This window comes from Paenibacillus harenae DSM 16969 (assembly GCF_000422465.1).
Classification (GTDB): domain Bacteria; phylum Bacillota; class Bacilli; order Paenibacillales; family Paenibacillaceae; genus Pristimantibacillus; species Pristimantibacillus harenae.
This window is the reverse complement of record NZ_AULV01000020.1, coordinates 14,165-32,284: the sequence shown is the minus strand read 5'-3', so window position 1 is coordinate 32,284 and position 18,120 is coordinate 14,165. Positions and strand designations below refer to the sequence as shown.

Sequence of the window (18,120 nt, the reverse complement as noted above, 5' to 3'; positions counted from 1 at the left end):
GTTATAGGAAAGAGAGGACAAGCCTCATGAAATTGGATCAAAAATATTCCGGCAACGTCTTCATCCTGAGCTCCGACAACTATGAAGCGTCCAAAGCGGTCATCTACGGCATGCCGATGGATTTCACGGTCAGCTTCCGTCCGGGCTCGCGCTTCGGTCCTCCCCGCATCCGCGAGGTATCGATCGGGCTGGAGGAGTACAGCCCCTACTTAGACCGCAGTCTCGAGGACATCGAATATTTTGATGCCGGAGATCTGCTGCTGCCTTTCGGCAATGCAGCCCGCAGCCTGGAGATTATCGGCGAATTCGTGCGCGGTGTTCTGAACGACGGCAAGATGCCGGTCGGACTCGGCGGCGAGCACCTTGTTTCTTGGCCGGTCTTCCAAGAGGTATACAAGAAATATCCCGATCTTGCGATCATTCACTTCGACGCTCACGCCGATCTGCGCGAGCAGTATGAAGGCGAGCCGCTGTCGCACTCGACGCCGATCCGCAAGGCTTCCGGCCTGATGGGCGGCAAGAACATTTACCAGTTCGGCATCCGTTCCGGCTCCCGCGAGGAGTTCCAATACGCCCGCGAGAACATTAATTTCCATCCGTTCGAGGTGCTTGAGCCATTGAAGAAGGTGCTCCCGGAGCTGGAGGGACGCCCGGTTTACCTGACGATCGACATCGACGTGCTTGATCCTTCGGCAGCGCCCGGCACAGGTACCGCCGAAGCGGGCGGCATTACGTCGAAGGAGCTCATCGAAGCGGTTCATGCCATAGCTCGCTCCGGCGTTAACGTTGTCGGCTGCGACCTCGTTGAGGTAGCTCCGGCATACGACCCTACCGAGCAGACGCAAATCGTGGCGGCGAAGGTCATTCGCGAAATGCTGCTTGGCTTCTTGAAATAATACCTGCGCTTAATCGAACCAAAGAGCCTGATTCCGGCTGCTCGCCGGGGCCGGGCTCTTTTTGTATTGGCGCAGGAAGGTATATACTATAGCTACTTCATGAACGGTGCAGGGAGGGATCGTCGGAATGACGCTTACATATTGCAAGGTGTTGATCGTGGATGACGAGGTATTAATTCGGCAGGGAATCAAGCACTTTATGAACTGGGAACACGAAGGCTTCCTTATCGTAGGGGAAGCGTCGAACGGAATGGAGGCGCTGGAGCTGATTCGCGAGCTGCAGCCGCACATCGTCATAACGGATATCGTCATGCCCGTCATGGACGGCGAGGAGCTGACCAAGCAAATCAAGCAGCATTATCCCGATATCGAAGTGATCGTCTTAAGCAGCTTCGGGGAATTCGATTATGTCCGGTCTACCTTCCAAAGCGGGGTTGCGGATTATATCTTGAAGCCGAAGCTGGATCTGCAGCATCTGCTTGCGGTCTTGAAGCTGACGGCGGACAAAATTCCAATGCTTCGGTCGAGTGAAGCGGCAGGCCGCTATCGCTTCTCCCTGGACAGGCTGATGGAGAGCATGATCTCCGGCTATACGATGGAGTACGATGAGGAAGAGGTGGCAGCCGTATTTCCTCACCCCTGGTTCTGTCTGTTCGGCGTCAATTTGCGGGGGCTGCAGGATCAATGGAGAGCCGGCTGCGACGGCTTGAAGCAGCGGATGGAGATGGAAATCGGACTGCGGATGCCCGGAGCCGCATTCCGTCTGCTCCCCACGGATGAGAATAGGGTGGCACTGCTTCTGAATGTGGAACGGCATGATCGGCCCGGGCTGAACGGCTTGGCAAGACATATAGCCGATATCGTTGCCGATGCCGCTTCGGGTGCCGCCCTCGCCGTCAGCGAGCCGTTTGCCGAATTCTCGCAGCTGGGCACGGTCTACAGAGACAGCCTGTTGAAGCTGTTCGATTATTCCTTTTATTTGCAGGGGAAAAGAGTATTGGTCTACAACGAGCTGCCCGAACCGCAGCCAGCGCCTGACAGCTTTAACTTAAATGTGTTCACAGACGAATTTAAGCGGGAGCGCTTCGAGTCGGCGTTCAGTTATTTGCGCGGGTATGTCCGGGCCATGGCCGGCAACTATAAAACGGACGTGTTCGAATTCAAGTCGTTTCTGGGCAATCTTATTTTTAACATGACCGTGCTGCTGGGCAATATGTCGTATGACATAAAAGAGCTGGAAAAAAGTAAATACGCGTATTTCAAAGCGGTCGAGGATTCCCGTTACGCCGAAGAAGCGATCGCGAAACTCGAGGATTTTATCGCAGAGGCGGGTAAAAGCATCGAGAGCAAAGCCGCTTCTGCCGGCAATGCGAATATGAAGCGGCTGCTTGATTACATTGACGAGCATTATGCGGAGCCGCTCAGCTTGACGGAGATGGCCAAGCATTTTCATTTTAATCCGTCCTATCTGTCCAGTTATTTCTCTTCCCACAACAACGAGGGCTTTATCGATTATTTGCACCGGGTTAGAACGGATAAGGCGTCAGAGCTGCTTCGGGGCGGGGAAGCGACGATTTCGGAAATCAGCGGCCTGGTCGGTTATTCCGACCACAGTTATTTCACCAAGGTATTCAAGAAGCTGACCGGCATGTCCCCGAGCCGTTACCGCAGACAATATATGAAATAAGGGAAGAGATGGTTATGAGACGTTTGTTGGATCGCTTTAAATATAACGGGCTGTTTGTCAAAATGTTCATTATCATGGTTGTCAGTATCGTTACCGTATCGGTCACGACGACGTGGACGACAATCAATATGTCGGAGAGGGTCTTCATGGAGACGTTCAGCATTACGAATTCCAAGGTGATCGAGCAGATTAAGAGCAGTCTGGATTCTTTCAATTATTCGATCGTCATTACGTCCAATAATATTTCGCAGAGCGGCTCGGTCCGCAGTTTTCTGACGGAAGGGGACGGCGACTCCATAGCCAGGAGCAAGGCTTATTACAGCATGAGCCAGCAGATGGAAAGGTTCAATTCAAGTGTTGACGCGTATGAGGTGGGGATTACGGTTACGGGAGTGAACGGCAGGAGCTACGCATCCGACCGCTCCTATTGGCCGTTAACCGATGCCGAGCTTCGCGATCATCCGGTCACGGCCAAGACGCTTCAAGAGCCCCGCAGGCTGATCTACCAATATGACGATGCGGCGCATTCCGGTAATCCCGCAACCAAACCGACGGTCATCGCTTCTAAGGCGCTCATTGACCGGACCGATTTTGTGTACGGCACGATGTATTTCTCGATACCGGAACGGGAATTCAGGCGTTTCTATGAGAGCTATACCAGCCTTGGCAACGATGTCGCCGTGCTGGATAGAGAAGGGACGATCGTATCGGCCAACCGGCTGGAGTGGATCGGACAGCCCGCGGCCGACCTTCTCCAATACGCCGAACAAATCGAGGAACAGGGGCTTCCTTATAAAAACGTGGACATCATGGACAAGGATCAAGTGGTGCTTTCCGAATATTTGACGCCGTTTGACTTGTATGTGGTGAATTTGATCGATAAAGAGACGGCTATCGGCCAATTGATCGACACGAAAACGATCGTGCTCAGCGTCATGGCTATAACGCTCGCGACGGTCATTATCGTATTTGTCATCTCCCGCAGGATGACAAAATCGCTGACGAGACTGGTGAAGCAAATTTCAACGATATCGAAATACGAATTCGACCATCACGTGACCGTAGGAGGAAGCTATGAAACGCGTCAATTGGCACAGGCCTTCAACGATATGCTCGATGAGCTGCAGGAATACGTGAAGGAGCTCGTTCAGACGCAGAAGCAGCAGAGGAATGCGGAGCTGGAGGCGCTTCAGCAGCAAATCAACCCCCATTTTCTATATAATACGCTGGCCTCGGTGAAATTTATGGTGCAGCGGGGCAGCAAGGAGAAGGCGGCGGAGACGATCAACGCGCTGATCTCGCTTCTCCAGAACGCGATCGGCAATGTCAGCGAGACGATTCCCCTTAGCCAAGAGCTGGTGAATATGAAAAACTATGTGTTCATTAATCACGTCCGTTACGGCGACCGGATTAAAGTGAACTATTTTATCGCACCCGACTGTATGGGCTTCCACGTTCCGAAGCTGATCATCCAGCCGTTTATCGAGAACGCTTTTTTTCATGCGTTTAACAACAAGCCCGAGGGCCACATTTACATCATGGTTGCGAAAGAGGGGGATGCGCTTGTTTGCGAGGTCGTCGATGACGGGGACGGGATGGCGGACGCCCCCTCCGCCGGCAATCTTCTCCCGCGTCCAAAAAGCAAGCGGCAGTTGTTCACGGGAATCGGCGTAAAAAACGTGCATGACCGAATTAAGCTGTTATACGGGGAAGCTTACGGAGTGACGATTACGAGCGAGCCGGGAGAGGGCACGAAAGTGAAAATTCGTATTCCGCTGCTGAAAGGGTAAAAATTTTCCCAGAATCCAAAAATCGTACAAATAAAATTTTGGATAATCCGGAAAACCATAATAATCTGACAAGTGAAGGCAAAGATAATTCTAACGTCCTAAATCCTCCGAATGCTAACATGAATGAAGTAGGCGGGGAAACGCTTACAGGACAGATAAATAAATGGAGGTCTTGACATGAAGAAAATCATTGCCCTGCTGCTTGCCAGCATCATGATCTTGTCGGCTTGCGGTGCCAATACGGACACCGGCAACGGCGACAATGCCGGCGAGGCGGCGGATACAAGCAAAATTACGATCTGGGCTTGGGATCCGAATTTCAACATTAAAGCGATGAACCTCGCGAAGGACGTTTACGCGGCCGATCATCCCGATTTGACCGTCGATATTATCGAGAACGCCCAGAACGACATCGTTCAAAAGCTGAATACCGGCCTTAGCTCCGGAACGACAAAAGGTTTGCCGAATATCGTCCTTATCGAGGACTACCGCGCGCAAAGCTTCCTGCAAGCCTATCCGGACGCCTTCTACCCGCTGACGGAAAGCTTCAAAGCTTCTGACTTCGCGGATTACAAAATCGGGCCGACCAGCGTTGACGGCAAAAACTACGGTCTTCCGTTCGACTCCGGCGTAACCGGCTTGTATGTCAGAACCGATTATTTGGAGCAGGCCGGCTACAAGATTGAAGATCTTCAGGATATTACATGGGATAAATACATTGAAATCGGAAAGGCCGTCAAGGAGAAAACGGGCAAGGACTGGATTTCCCTTGATCCGAACGACATGGGCATTTTGCGCGTGATGATCCAATCGGCGGGCTCATGGTACTTGAACGAAGACGGCAAGACCGCCAACCTGGAAGGCAACGCAGCGCTGAAAGAAGCGTTTGAGACATACAAGAAAATGATGGAAGCCAACATCGTGAAAATTCACGCGGACTGGAGCCAGTTCGTTGCGAATTACAACAGCGGCGACGTCGCATCCGTTCCGACGGGCAACTGGTTCACGCCGTCGATTACGGCTGCCGCGGACCAAGCCGGCAAGTGGGCGATCGCTCCGCTGCCGAAGCTGACGAATAACCCCGAATCGGTTCACGCATCAAGCCTCGGAGGAAGCTCCTGGTACGTGCTGAACGTGCCTGGCAAAGAAAAGGCTGCCGAATTCCTCGGCGCTACGTTAGGCTCGAACGTCGACCTGTATCAGAAGCTGATCACGGACGTTGGCGCTATCGGAACGTATAAGCCTGCTGCGGAAGGCGAAGCTTACAAAGCGCCGAACGAGTTTTTCGGCGGACAAGAAATCGTGGCCGATTTTGCAAAATGGACGGCTGAAATTCCAAACGTAAACTACGGCATGCATACGTATGCGGTTGAGGATATTATCATTGTGGAAATGCAAAACTATTTGAACGGCAAGGGCATCGACCAAGTGCTGACTGACGCCCAGAAGCAAGCGGACGCTCAAATTAAATAACAGCAATCACACAGAGAAACCTTGAACAGCCGTTTGCCGATGCCATGATGTAGGCGGCAAACGGCCTGTATCAAGGTTTGTTTTGAAATTGGAGAAGAGAGGAGCTGCCAAATATTGTGAGAGAAGCTAAGGCTTTGAATATTAAAGCTAGGACGAACGTCATCAGCTGGTCTTTTATTTCGGTGGCGGTTATTATGATTTGCGCTTTCTATTTCTACCCGATGATTCAAGCGTTGATCATGTCATTCCAATCGGGCACGGGCACGAATCTATCTTTTGTCGGCGCGGACAACTACACCCGCTTGTTAACGGATTCTACTTTTATGACGACGCTGAAGAACACATTCCTGTATTTGATCATTCAAGTTCCGATCATGATTATTCTTGCTTTATTTATTTCGGTACTTCTTAACGATAAGGATTTGAAGCTCAAGGGCTTCTATCGTACGGCGATATTTCTGCCGGCGGTGACGTCGCTTGTCGCCTATTCGGTTATCTTTAAATATTTATTCGGAGCGGACGGCCTTATTAACGCCATGCTGCTCAAGCTTCACCTCATCGCGGCTCCGATCCAATGGATCACGGATCCGTTCTGGGCTAAAATTACGATTATTATCGCCATTACATGGCGTTGGACCGGATATAACATGATTTTCTATTTATCTGCGCTTCAAAATATCGACAATTCGATCTACGAGGCAGCCCGTATTGACGGCGCTTCCGCCTTTACGCAGTTTACCAAAATTACAGTGCCGCTTCTGAAGCCCATTATTTTGTTTACGTCCATTACGTCGACGATCGGAACGCTGCAGCTGTTCGACGAGGTTATGAATATTACGAGGGGCGGACCGGGCAACGCGACGATGACGCTGTCGCAGTACATTTATAATTTGTCGTTCAAATATACGCCGGATTTCGGCTATGCCGCCACGGTTTCCTATGCCATCGTTATTCTGATCGTCATCTTTTCCATCCTTCAGTTCAAATTGGCAGGTGATAAGAATGGCTAAGTTTAAACGAATTTTCACTTATGTATTTTTAAGTGCAGCGGCTATCGTCTCCATATTTCCATTCCTATGGATGATCGTCAGCTCGACGAATAGATCCATCGATGTTACGCAAGGAAGGCTCCTGCCCGGCAATTATCTCGGCGAGAACCTGCGCAAGGTGCTCGATACCGTCGACCTGATTCCGGCGCTGCTTAATTCGGCGAAGATCTCGATCACGACGACGCTTCTTGCGATGCTGATCGCCTCGCTTGCCGGATACGGCTTTGAAATTTACAGAAGCAAGGCGAAGGATACCGTATTCAGCATTCTGCTGCTGTCCATGATGATTCCGTTTGCCGCGCTGATGGTGCCGCTGTACCGGATGTTCGGCAGCATTACGCAGACCATGCCGTTCATTGGAATCGACACGATTTCCTCGGTTATTTTGCCGACGGTCACGACGGCTTTTCTGATTTTCTTCTTTCGCCAAAGCACGAAGATGTTTCCGAAGGACATGCTTGAAGCGGGCCGCATCGATGGCTTAAGCGAGCTTGGCGTATTCTTCCGGATATACGTGCCGACGATGAAAACCTCGTATGCGGCTGCCGCGATCATTACGTTCATGTCCAGCTGGAACAACTACCTGTGGCCGCTGGTCGTGCTGCAGTCGCCGGAGAAAAGAACGATTCCGCTGCTGATTTCGAATCTCGGGTCCGGCTATTCGCCGGATTACGGCGTTATTATGACCGTCATTCTGATTGCGACACTGCCGACGGCGATCGTTTTCTTCCTCATGCAGAAGCATTTTGTCGCCGGTATGACGGGATCGGTGAAGTAGGGCGCGGTGAAAATGGAGTGAAGAGCGTAATGCAGGTGAAACATGCCGCTGCGCGTGCCATTTGATCTTCCAATCGCGTTGAAACCCCATTCTTCTGATTACTGGTAGAGGGAAAGAATGGGGTTTCAAAAGCGACCGCTAACGCTTTTCCAGATTCAAATGGCCCGCTGCGCTCCTTTTTCACCGCGTTTGGTGAAGGGAGGGAATTGGTGGATTTCGTGTATCTAAATCCAGCAAGAGTGATTTTCTTTCACAGTGACAGCAGCCACTGCGAATCGTTGATCAACTTATGCAGCGAGAAAACCTCCGGCTATTTCGACGAGTTCCGGCTAATTTATCATGAAAAGGTCCAATTTGCGGGAGAATTTCCTTTTAGGATCTCCCAAAGCCAAATCACTGTGAATTTATCGGGAGAAATTCCCTTTAAAGCTGGTCCAGAGTGATCTATTATGAAAAGATAGAAATACGAAATACAGTTATTTTAGACGTTGGGAGAGAACGCAATGAAAGCAACCATGCCTAGCCTGAACTGGCTAAGCGACGTGAGCGTCTACGAAGTAAACCGGCTGCCGGCCCATTCCGATCACTCGTACTACGGAACGTTGGAAGAGGCGAAGCTGCGGGGACCCATGGCGATGCGCCATTCGCTGAACGGCGCATGGAAATTCAACTACGCGGTGAATCCGGCCAGCCGGCCGGCCGAGTTCTATCACTCGGATTACAGCTGTGCAGGCTGGAAGGAAATTCAGGTGCCCGGGCATATTCAGCTGCAGGGCTACGGCCAGCCGCAATACGTCAATACGATGTATCCCTGGGACGGACATGAGGAGTTGCGCCCGCCGCAGGTTTCCGAAGACCACAATCCGGTAGGCAGCTATGTGAAGGCCTTTTTCGTGCCGGAATCGATGCAGGGTTCACCGGTTTATATCTCTTTCCAAGGCGTTGAAACCGCCTTTTTTGTCTGGTTGAACGGCAATTTTGTCGGATACGGCGAGGATAGCTTTACTCCTTCCGAATTTGAGCTCACACCTTATTTGCAAGAAGGCGAGAATAAGCTGGCGGTGGAGGTTTACCAACGGAGCACGGGCAGCTGGCTGGAGGATCAGGATTTTTGGCGTTTCTCGGGCATATTCCGCGAGGTTTACTTGTACACGGTGCCGTCCATTCATGTATATGATTTGAATGTCCGCGCGGAGCTGGATGACGCTTTCCGGGCGGGTACGCTTCGAGCAGAGCTGACTTTCCGTACTCCTCCCGAGGCCGGCTCGAAGGCGGAATTGACGCTGTGCGACCCGGATGGCAACCGGGTTGCCTCTGCAGAGGCGGAGATTGGAAGCCTGGAGAAAATCTCACTGCAGGCGCAAATGAACGAACCTAAGCTCTGGAGCGCCGAGGTACCGTTCTTGTACCGGCTATATATTGAGATCTTCGACGGCTCCGGGAAACTGATTGAGGCTATTCCCCAAAGAATCGGCTTCCGCCGGTTTGAAATGGTGGATAAGATCATGCGCATCAACGGCGAGCGCATCGTATTCAAGGGCGTGAACCGCCATGAGTTTAACTGCCGCAGGGGCAGGGCGATTACGAAGGAAGACATGCTCTGGGATATCAAAACTTTGAAGCAGAACAATTTGAACGCCGTCCGGACGTCGCATTACCCGAATCAGAGCTATTGGTACGAGCTGTGCGACGAGTACGGCATCTATGTCATCGACGAAATGAATTTAGAAACGCATGGCTCATGGCAGAAGATGGGTGCGGTCGAGCCGTCCTGGAACATCCCGGGCAGCAAGCCGGAGTGGCGGGCTATTGTCTTGGACCGGGCGATTTCGATGTATGAACGGGATAAGAACCATCCGTCCATCCTCATTTGGTCGCTTGGCAACGAATCTTATGTCGGTGACGTGCTGGTAGACGCTGCCCGTTATTTCCGGTCGAACGACAGCAGCCGGCTTGTTCATTACGAAGGCGTGTTCTACGACCGCAGGTTCACCGAAGCAAGCGATATGGAGAGCCGAATGTATGCCAAAGTTGCGGATATCGAGCAATATTTGGACAAAGATCCCGATAAGCCGTACATCAGCTGCGAATATATGCATGCGATGGGCAACTCGCTCGGCGGCATGAGTAAATATACCGATCTGGAACGGAAATACCCGATGTACCAGGGCGGTTTCATTTGGGATTACATGGACCAGGCAATCGTCAAGAAGGACCGTTACGGCAAGGAGTATCTGGCGTACGGCGGCGATTTCGACGACCGGCCAACCGATTACGGCTTCTGCACGAACGGGATTGTCTATGCCGACCGAAGGCTTTCGCCTAAGATGCAGGAAGTGAAATTCCTCTATCAGAACATTAAGCTTATTCCTGATCGGAAGGGCATTACGGTTCGCAACGAAAACCTGTTCGCCGATACGTCCGGCTTTGTGCTGGAGTATGCGTTATATCGCGAAGGTCAGGAACTGGCGCGGCGTCAATTGGATGCGGTCGTAGCGCCGAAGAGCGAGAAGTACATCGCTATCGAGCTTCCTGATTCGTTGCTGGCGTCGGGAGAATATGCCCTTCACGCCGCCTTCAAGCTGAAGGAGAATACGCTGTGGGCAGAGAGTGGACATGAGGTTGCGTTCGGGCAGCATGTATTCCGGATCGAGGGAGCGCTTAATACGAAGGGCGCAAGTCCTGCCGGCAAGCTGAAGGTTGTGCACGGCGACGTGAATATCGGCATTAAGGGAAATGATTTCAGCATTCTATTCTCCAAACAGGCGATGAGTCTCATCTCCCTGAATTACGCGGGACGGGAGATGATTGCTGCACCGCCTGCGCCGCTGTTCTGGCGGGCGACGACGGATAACGACCGGGGTTATGCCCAAGGTTTTGACGCGGGCGGCTGGTTCGCGGCTAGTTTGACGCGGAAATGCACCGGCATCGATGTCATGGAGGCCGAAGACGGCAGCAGCATGACGGTCGCTTACCGGTACGGCTTCTCGATCAGCGAGAAGGTAGAGGCGCGGATCGCCTACACGGTCCGCAGCGACGGAAGCATTCATGTCAAAGCGGAGTACCGCGGCGCCGAAGGGCTTCCGCGTTTGCCGGTCTTCGCCGTATCCTTCAAGGTTCCTTCTGATTACGATCAATTGGAATGGCTCGCGATGGGACCGGAGGAAAACTACGAGGACCGCGTCAGCGGCGCGCGTCTCGGCTTGTTCCGCGGCACCGCGGCCGGCAACGTGTCCGGTTACGTCGTGCCGCAGGAGTCGGGCAACCGCACCGGCGTACGGCGCGTGAGCGTGCTTGACGAAGAAGGCAGGGGCATTCGGGTCAGCGCGGCGGATGAGCCCGTGGAATGCGGCATTTCTCCATATACGGCGTTCGAGCTTGAGAGCGCGCAGCATCATTATGAGCTGCCGAACGTGCATTATACCGTCATTACGATAGCAGGCCGGCAGATGGGCGTCGGCGGCGACGACAGCTGGGGCGCCCCGGTGCATGACGAATACACGATAAAAGCCGGTCAAGACCTTTCGTTCGAGTTTATCATCGAGCGAGTATAGCTGACCGCAAATAAACTAGGCTGTCCCGAAGGATCGGAATCGATTCTTAAAGGGCAGCCTTTGTTTGCGTTCGGTCGGCGGCGCTAAATCACCCGGCTGCCGCCGCGCGGGTTCTTTTCCTTTTTCGCAGTATGGTTCGGACATCATTCCTGATGATTCGACAAAATCATTGAGTGACTATTCAAAATATTTAAATTACGATATGATGGTAATGATTGGGGCATCATGCCTTTTGCAGCATCGCGTAAGCAGATAGAAAAATAAGGAGGAGTTCATTTGGTGAAACCGTACAAAGCATTGTGGAAGGGCGCGGTTACGGCGTTTCTTACCGTCAGCCTTGCGGCCATGCCGCTCGCGGTATCCGCTGAGACGGGAGGCGCAGGCACCGTCCAACTTCGGATTATGGAAACCTCGGATCTGCACGTAAATATGGTGAACTACGATTATTTTGCGGACAAGCCTACGGACGAATACGGCCTGGCGAAGACGGCGACGCTCATTAAGAAAGCGCGGGAGGAAGCGCCGAACAGCTTATTGTTCGATAACGGCGACTTAATCCAGGGCAATCCGCTGGGCGATTACGTGGCGACGGTCGATCAGCTGCAGCAAGGCGAGACCCATCCTGTTTATAAAGCGATGAACCTGCTCGATTACGATGCGGGCAACTTGGGCAATCATGAATTCAATTATGGGCTGTCATTCTTGGAAACCTCGCTGGCCGGCGCGGATTTTCCGTATGTGAATGCGAACATTTATAAAGCGGACGGAGATACGGACGAGACGAATGATGAGAATATGTTCACGCCGTACCTGATCCTCGATAAGGAAGTTACCGACAATGCGGGTGCCAAGCATCAGCTGAAGATCGGCGTTATCGGCTTCGTGCCGCCGCAAATCACGCAGTGGGACAAAGCGCATTTGGAAGGGAAGGTCACGGTCAAGGATATCGTGGCGACTGCCGAGAAGTTTATTCCGGAGATGAAGGAGAAGGGGGCGGACTTGATTGTCGCCATCCCGCACTCCGGCTTTGAAGATATTCCGCAGACGCCGCTAATGGAAAACTCGGTGCTTTATTTGAGCAAGGTACCCGGCATTGACGCCATATTGTTCGGCCACGCGCATAAAGTATTCCCCGACAAATCGTTCGAGGGGAAGAACGGCGTCGACCTGGCCAAGGGCACGATCAACGGCGTACCGTCCGTCGAGCCGGGCTATTGGGGCAATAACCTCGGCATTATCGATCTGACGCTTCAGCAAAAAGAAGGCGAATGGACCGTAATTGATTCCAAGGCGATGGTTAGGCCGATCTACGACACGGTGAACAAGAAGCCGCTTGTCGAAGCCGATCCAGCGATCATTGACGCCGTCAAAGAGGATCATGAGCATACCCTCGAGTATGTGCGCGGACCTGTCGGCAAGACGACAGCATCGATTACCAGCTGGTTCGCCCTCATTCAGGACGACCCCTCCATTCAAATCGTAACTAACGCGCAAAAATGGTACGTCGAGAAGCATCTGCAAGGGACGGAATACGAAGGCATTCCGGTATTATCGGCCGGAGCGCCGTTTAAGGCCGGCGGCCGCCAAGGCCCGGGCTATTACACGAATATCGCGGCGGGCGACATTGCGATTAAGAACGTGGCCGATTTGTATTTATACTCCAATACGGTCAACGCCGTGCTTATATCGGGTGCCGAGCTGAAGGAATGGCTCGAATGGTCGGCCGGCCAGTTTAAACAAATCGATCCGGACAGCAAGGACAAACAGGATCTGATCAATTATGATTTTCCAACGTATAATTTCGATGTCATTGACGGCGTGACGTATGAGATCGACGTTACGCAGCCTCCGAGGTACGATGCGGGCGGATCGCTCTTGAACGAGAACTCGAGCCGGATCGTCAACCTGCAATTCGAAGGCAAGGCGATCGTATCCGATCAACAATTCGTTGTCGCTTCCAATAACTACCGCGCTTCTTCCAGCAAGCTTGCGAACCCGGACGGCAAACGGATTATTCTGGCTGCTCCCGACGAGAACCGTCAGGTCGTGATCGATTATATCCGCTCCTTCCAAACGATCAATCCGTCAGCAGACGGCAACTGGTCGCTTGCGCCGATCAACAGCTCGGTGAATGTGACGTTCAAGACGTCGCCTGATGCGAAGGCGTCAGATGAAGCGAATAAGGCTATTGCGTTCACGGCCGACACAGAGGACGGTTACGCGGAGTTTAGGCTGGATCTGGGGCAGAAAGCTGCTGCGCAGCCGGAAGAGCCGGAAGTGAAACCGGAAGAGCCGGAATCGAAACCGGCAGAACCGGCGAAGCCCGTCCAGGCGGCGCCTCAAGATAAGGTATATACCATCAAGGCCGGCGATACCCTATATGCCATTGCCGAGAAGCACGGCACGACATGGCAGAAGCTCGCCAGCTACAACAAATTAAGCAACCCGCATCTCATCTATCCGGGGCAAAAAATCAAAATTCCCGCGAAATAATCCCCATACGAGACGCGGTCCGCCCAGCAGAGCGGACCGCGTCTTTCTTTTTGCCCAGTGCAGAGGATTTGTTCCTCTCCTGTAGGCTAGACTTATAGTAGAATACAACAAAGCAATACAACAAAGCGCGTTAACAGGAGGAGTAACCGATGCGTATCTTTTCATTTCCCCCGGTCATCGACGAACGGGCCCGCGTGCTGATCCTCGGTACGGCGCCGAGCGTAAAGTCGCTCGAGCATAAACAATTCTACGGTCATCCGCAAAACTTCATGTGGCGCATTATGTATAAGCTGTTCGCCGGTTCCGACCCGGATCCCGTCTACGAGAATCGTCTTGCGTTCATGAAGGAGCATAGGCTTGCCTTATGGGACGTCATGGAATCATGCGAGCGGGAAGGCAGTCTGGATATGAACATCCGGGCGGAGGTGCCGCAGAACTTGCCTTGGATTATCGGGGAATATCCGCATTTGCGCTGCTTCGCCTTTAATGGGAGCAAGGCGTACGACACATTCCAAAAGCATTTTCGCGGGAACGACAGCTTTCGGGGCATTACGCTGCTTAAGCTTCCTTCTACCAGCCCGATTCCGACTCCGCGCATGCGGACGCTCGAAGACCGCGTGGAAGCATGGCGAGCCATCGTGCCGTATACGACACTCTAGCGTTGAAATTAGGGGACTTCCTGTATATAGTAGTTACATACGATAACTGAACAGGAGCAAGGCTATGGGACAAAGCGGGCAAAGCGGGAAAGTGCGGGTCACCTTGGAAAGCATGCAGGACGGAAGTCCGCACATCCATACCTACGAAGGCGAATGGTTCCGCAAGGAATTATCGGTATTCGTGCGTTACGTCGAACCGGCTGCGGAGAACGGTCCGGAGACAGGCGAAGTGCGCACGCTGGTGCGGTACCGTCCCGATGAGCTGTCCATCGTAAGGCGCGGCGCCGTCGATTCGGAGCAGCTGTTCGTGCCGGGTCTGCGCAGGGCGGGGTATTACCGCTCGAAGGCGGCATCGTTTCCTCTCGAGACGGATACGCTCCTGCTGCAGCTGCGGCAGCCGCAGGGAGAAAGCGCGGACGAGCTTCCGGCAACGCTGCCTTTTACGGTAGAGTGGCAGTACGATATGCATGTGGGTGATCAAATGTCGGGCCGTTTTCATATACGGCTCCATATACAGGAGGAACAACAATCATGAACGCTAATGTACTAGAAAACATGTATGAGCAGGTCAAGGCGGCGATCGCGGACGCTGCTGTCTCGGCCGGGCTTGCCGCAAGGGAAGAGCTTCCGGCATTCGTGCTGGAGGTGCCGAAGGACAAAACGCACGGCGATCTGGCAACGAATGCGGCGATGCAATTAACGAAGCTCGCCAAGAAGAATCCGCGTCAAATCGCGGAAGCGATTCTTGCGAACCTGGATACGAAGAAGGCTTCGATCCAATCGGCGGAAATAGCGGGTCCGGGCTTTATCAATTTCCGCATGGACAATAGCTACCTTTATCCTGTCGTAGGCGCGGCTCTGCAAGCGGGCGGCGATTACGGCCGTACGGCGGAAGGCGGAGGCAAGCGCGTTCAGGTCGAGTTCGTCAGCGCGAATCCGACGGGCAGCCTGCATCTTGGCCATGCTCGCGGCGCTGCAGTAGGCGACGCGCTTTGTAACGTGCTAGATTTTGCAGGTTATGATGTCACAAGAGAATATTACATTAACGATGCGGGCAAGCAGGTCGAGAATCTCGCGGTATCGATCGAGGCGCGGTATCGCCAGGAGCTCGGGCAAGAAGCCGACATGCCGGAGGACGGCTACTACGGAGAAGATATTATCGGCTTCGCGAAGCTTCTCGCCGAGCAAGAAGGAGATAAGCTGCTGAAGCTGCCGGAACAGGAACGGTTCGCGTTTTTCCGCCAGTACGGCTTGGAGCGCGAGTTGGACAAAATTAAGCGGGATCTGGCGCGCTTCCGCGTCGGCTTCGATGTGTGGTACAGCGAAACCTCGCTGTACGAGAGCGGCCAGGTCGAAGAAGGGCTGAAGGCGCTGAAGGCTTCCGGCCATGTATATGAAGAAGAAGGAGCGACGTGGCTGTCCACGATGCCTTTTGGCGACGACAAAAACCGTGTCCTAGTGAAAAATGACGGCTCATACACGTATTTGACACCGGATATCGCCTATCACCGCGACAAATACAGCCGGGGGTTCGACCAAATGATTAATATTTGGGGAGCCGATCATCACGGATATATCCCTCGCGTGAAAGCGGCGATGGAGGCGCTTGGCAACGACCCGAATAAGCTTACCGTGCTCATTGCTCAGATGGTAAGCCTGTTCCAGAACGGCGAGAAAATGAAGATGTCGAAGCGTACCGGCAAAGCCGTCACGATGGAAGATCTGATGGACGAAGTAGGCGTGGACGCGATCCGCTACTTCTTCTCGATGCGCAGCATGGATTCGCATCTGGACTTTGATATGGATCTTGCGATCTCCACGTCCAATGAAAACCCGGTCTTTTATGTACAATACGCGCATGCCCGGATATGCAGCATCTTCAGGCAAGCGGAGGAGCAGGGCCTTCCATTCAAATCGGTCGAAGCGATCGACTTCAGCAAGCTTACCGCCGAACCGGAATTCGATCTTCTTCGCAAGATCGGCGAGCTCCCGCAGGAAGTATCCGAAGCGGCGGCCCAATATGCGCCTCACCGCCTGATTCGTTACGTCTATGAGCTGGCTTCGCAATTTCACAGCTACTACCGGGCGGAACGCGTCATCACGGAGGACGCGGAGCAGACGCAGGCCCGCCTTGCGCTGCTGGGAGCGGTCAAGCTGTCCATCGCGAACGTGCTGCGCCTCGTCGGAGTGTCTGCGCCTGAGCGGATGTAAATAATCGTCACAATAAAACAAGCCGCGGAGCTACAGCTTTTCCACGGCTTGCATCATACGTATCACGTCAAGCTCGCCGATCGTCCGGCGGGCTTTTCTGCCTTTTAATGGTTGTACGGAGCGCTTAATAATGCTCTTGATTTCTGCCGGCGTCAGGCCAGGCCTATGCGCAAGCAGAAGAGCGATGGCCCCGCTTACGTGCGAGGTGGCCATCGAGGTGCCGCTCATTTCATTATATTTACCGCGAAGCCACGACGAAACGATTTTATCTCCAGGAGCATAGATGTCGATGTAGGAGCCGCGGTTGCTGAAGGGAGCGATGCGGCGGAGCTTATTGGTCGCACCGACCGAGATGGTTTGGGGATATCTGGCGGGATAGTCGATGGAGCGCCGTTTGCCGTCATTGCCGGAGGAGGCGACGATAATAACGCCGGCGTTATACGCATTAGTAACGGCGCTTAGCAGCGCTTTACTTCTTGTTTTCATCCCGAAGCTCATATTAATGACATTCATGCGATTGCGAACGCACCATTCGATGCCGAGAATAATATCGGAGACAAAGGCGCTGCCGTTATGGTCGAAGGCTTTGACGGGGGAGATCAAGGCGCGCGGCGCAACGCCGATCATGCCCTGTATCTGGTTGGCTGCGGCAATCGTGCCCGCGATATGCGTACCGTGACCGTTGTCGTCATGCGGCAGCATACTTCTGTTCAGCAGATTGATTCCTCTCGATAAGGATTGACGCAGATCAGGATGGTTGAAGTCAACGCCGGTATCGATGACACCGACCCTCACCCGATGGCCGGTCGTCGTGCTCCATGCATGCGGGGCCCGTATTTGATTAACGCCCCAAGGGATTCCTTTTTCTACAATAGTCGACTTTGGCATCGAAGCATGCACGCTGATTTTGCAATCCTTTTCAATCCATACCCGTCCCGAGAACCTCTCTAGTGTTTCCTCGGCCGGGAGCCTGCATGAGATGGCACGGATAATTGGCATTTGTCTGATACGTTTATGAGGCGATGACGACGGTTGGATCACAGGCAGCTTCTGAAGGAAGTACCGGTAGTCACTTACATGCTGAAAGCGTATGATTCGCTTAACTGTCGCTGTGTCCGTGCAAGCCATCGTCTCTTGCAGCAAGCGGATAAAAACGGCGGTATCCAAAATTGGTTCCCTCCCGACGGACCATGCTGAACTATTGTATGACCGAGCGCTTCTTTCCGCATGAGCAACTTGCCCTTTTTCATATAATTAGGCTGCAAACCGTGTCAAAAACCGATAATGGACATAGGATGAACAAAGAGTTCGAGAGAGCTCTTACGTCCAAGGTACGTTAGCTCGTGTCGCGGCCGGTTGGATACAGTCATGGCGGAGGGGCTTCCCTTCGCTTTTTGTCATGAAGTCCAAGCTGTACCTTCAAATCGTACATACGGCTAACCGTTCGTGTTTACGGAACCAAGCTGTGCGCACACACAGCTAACGGTTTGTGCGTTAAATAAGCCCTTTACGTCTTTGGCCCGTCCCGTC

The 18,120-nt window shown here is 53.0% G+C and carries 12 protein-coding genes; 11 read left to right on the top strand and 1 reads right to left on the bottom strand.

What is annotated here, in order from left to right; genetic code table 11:
- The first annotated feature begins 26 nt into the window (after positions 1-26).
- The 11 genes from speB (at position 27) to argS (ending at position 16,590) form a co-directional block, all read left to right on the top strand.
- Positions 27-896, top strand: coding sequence for an agmatinase (gene speB, locus H581_RS0107575; RefSeq protein ID WP_028609489.1), 870 nt, complete (start codon positions 27-29; stop codon positions 894-896).
- Positions 897-1,023: 127 nt separating this feature from the next.
- A complete protein-coding gene (locus H581_RS0107570) occupies positions 1,024-2,583 on the top strand; it encodes a response regulator transcription factor (protein ID WP_028609488.1) in 1,560 nt (519 codons plus the stop codon).
- Positions 2,584-2,597: 14 nt separating this feature from the next.
- Complete coding sequence (locus tag H581_RS0107565; RefSeq protein WP_028609487.1) at positions 2,598-4,373, top strand: cache domain-containing sensor histidine kinase; 1,776 nt, start codon at positions 2,598-2,600, stop codon at positions 4,371-4,373.
- Positions 4,374-4,550: 177 nt separating this feature from the next.
- Positions 4,551-5,846, top strand: a complete 1,296-nt coding sequence (locus tag H581_RS0107560) for an ABC transporter substrate-binding protein (protein WP_028609486.1) — start codon at positions 4,551-4,553, stop codon at positions 5,844-5,846.
- A gap of 194 nt (positions 5,847-6,040) precedes the next feature.
- Positions 6,041-6,856 carry a carbohydrate ABC transporter permease gene (locus H581_RS0107555; RefSeq protein ID WP_084134500.1) on the top strand — a complete coding sequence of 272 codons (816 nt, stop codon included), beginning with the start codon at positions 6,041-6,043 and terminating at the stop codon, positions 6,854-6,856.
- Positions 6,849-7,673, top strand: a complete 825-nt coding sequence (locus H581_RS0107550; RefSeq protein ID WP_028609484.1) for a carbohydrate ABC transporter permease — start codon at positions 6,849-6,851, stop codon at positions 7,671-7,673. The genes H581_RS0107555 and H581_RS0107550 overlap by 8 nt, the downstream gene beginning before the upstream one ends.
- A 503-nt stretch (positions 7,674-8,176) precedes the next feature.
- On the top strand, positions 8,177-11,227 hold the full coding sequence (lacZ, locus tag H581_RS0107540) for a beta-galactosidase, LacZ type (protein WP_028609482.1): 3,051 nt from the start codon (positions 8,177-8,179) through the stop codon (positions 11,225-11,227).
- A 345-nt stretch (positions 11,228-11,572) separates the two neighbouring features.
- The gene (locus H581_RS0107535; protein ID WP_084134499.1) at positions 11,573-13,720 is read left to right on the top strand and encodes a bifunctional 2',3'-cyclic-nucleotide 2'-phosphodiesterase/3'-nucleotidase; all 2,148 of its coding nucleotides are present in this window, start codon (positions 11,573-11,575) and stop codon (positions 13,718-13,720) included.
- A gap of 149 nt (positions 13,721-13,869) precedes the next feature.
- Positions 13,870-14,379 (top strand): DNA-deoxyinosine glycosylase, encoded by a 510-nt coding sequence (locus H581_RS0107530; protein WP_028609480.1) that lies wholly within the window; start codon positions 13,870-13,872, stop codon positions 14,377-14,379.
- Positions 14,380-14,443: 64 nt separating this feature from the next.
- On the top strand, positions 14,444-14,914 hold the full coding sequence (locus tag H581_RS0107525; protein WP_028609479.1) for a YwiB family protein: 471 nt from the start codon (positions 14,444-14,446) through the stop codon (positions 14,912-14,914).
- The gene (argS, locus tag H581_RS0107520) at positions 14,911-16,590 is read left to right on the top strand and encodes an arginine--tRNA ligase (RefSeq protein ID WP_028609478.1); all 1,680 of its coding nucleotides are present in this window, start codon (positions 14,911-14,913) and stop codon (positions 16,588-16,590) included. The genes H581_RS0107525 and argS overlap by 4 nt, the downstream gene beginning before the upstream one ends.
- 30 nt (positions 16,591-16,620) lie before the next feature.
- Here the strand turns inward: argS and H581_RS0107515 are convergent, their stop codons facing one another.
- Positions 16,621-17,757 carry a S8 family peptidase gene (locus H581_RS0107515; protein WP_028609477.1) on the bottom strand — a complete coding sequence of 379 codons (1,137 nt, stop codon included), beginning with the start codon at positions 17,755-17,757 and terminating at the stop codon, positions 16,621-16,623.
- Positions 17,758-18,120 lie beyond the last annotated feature (363 nt).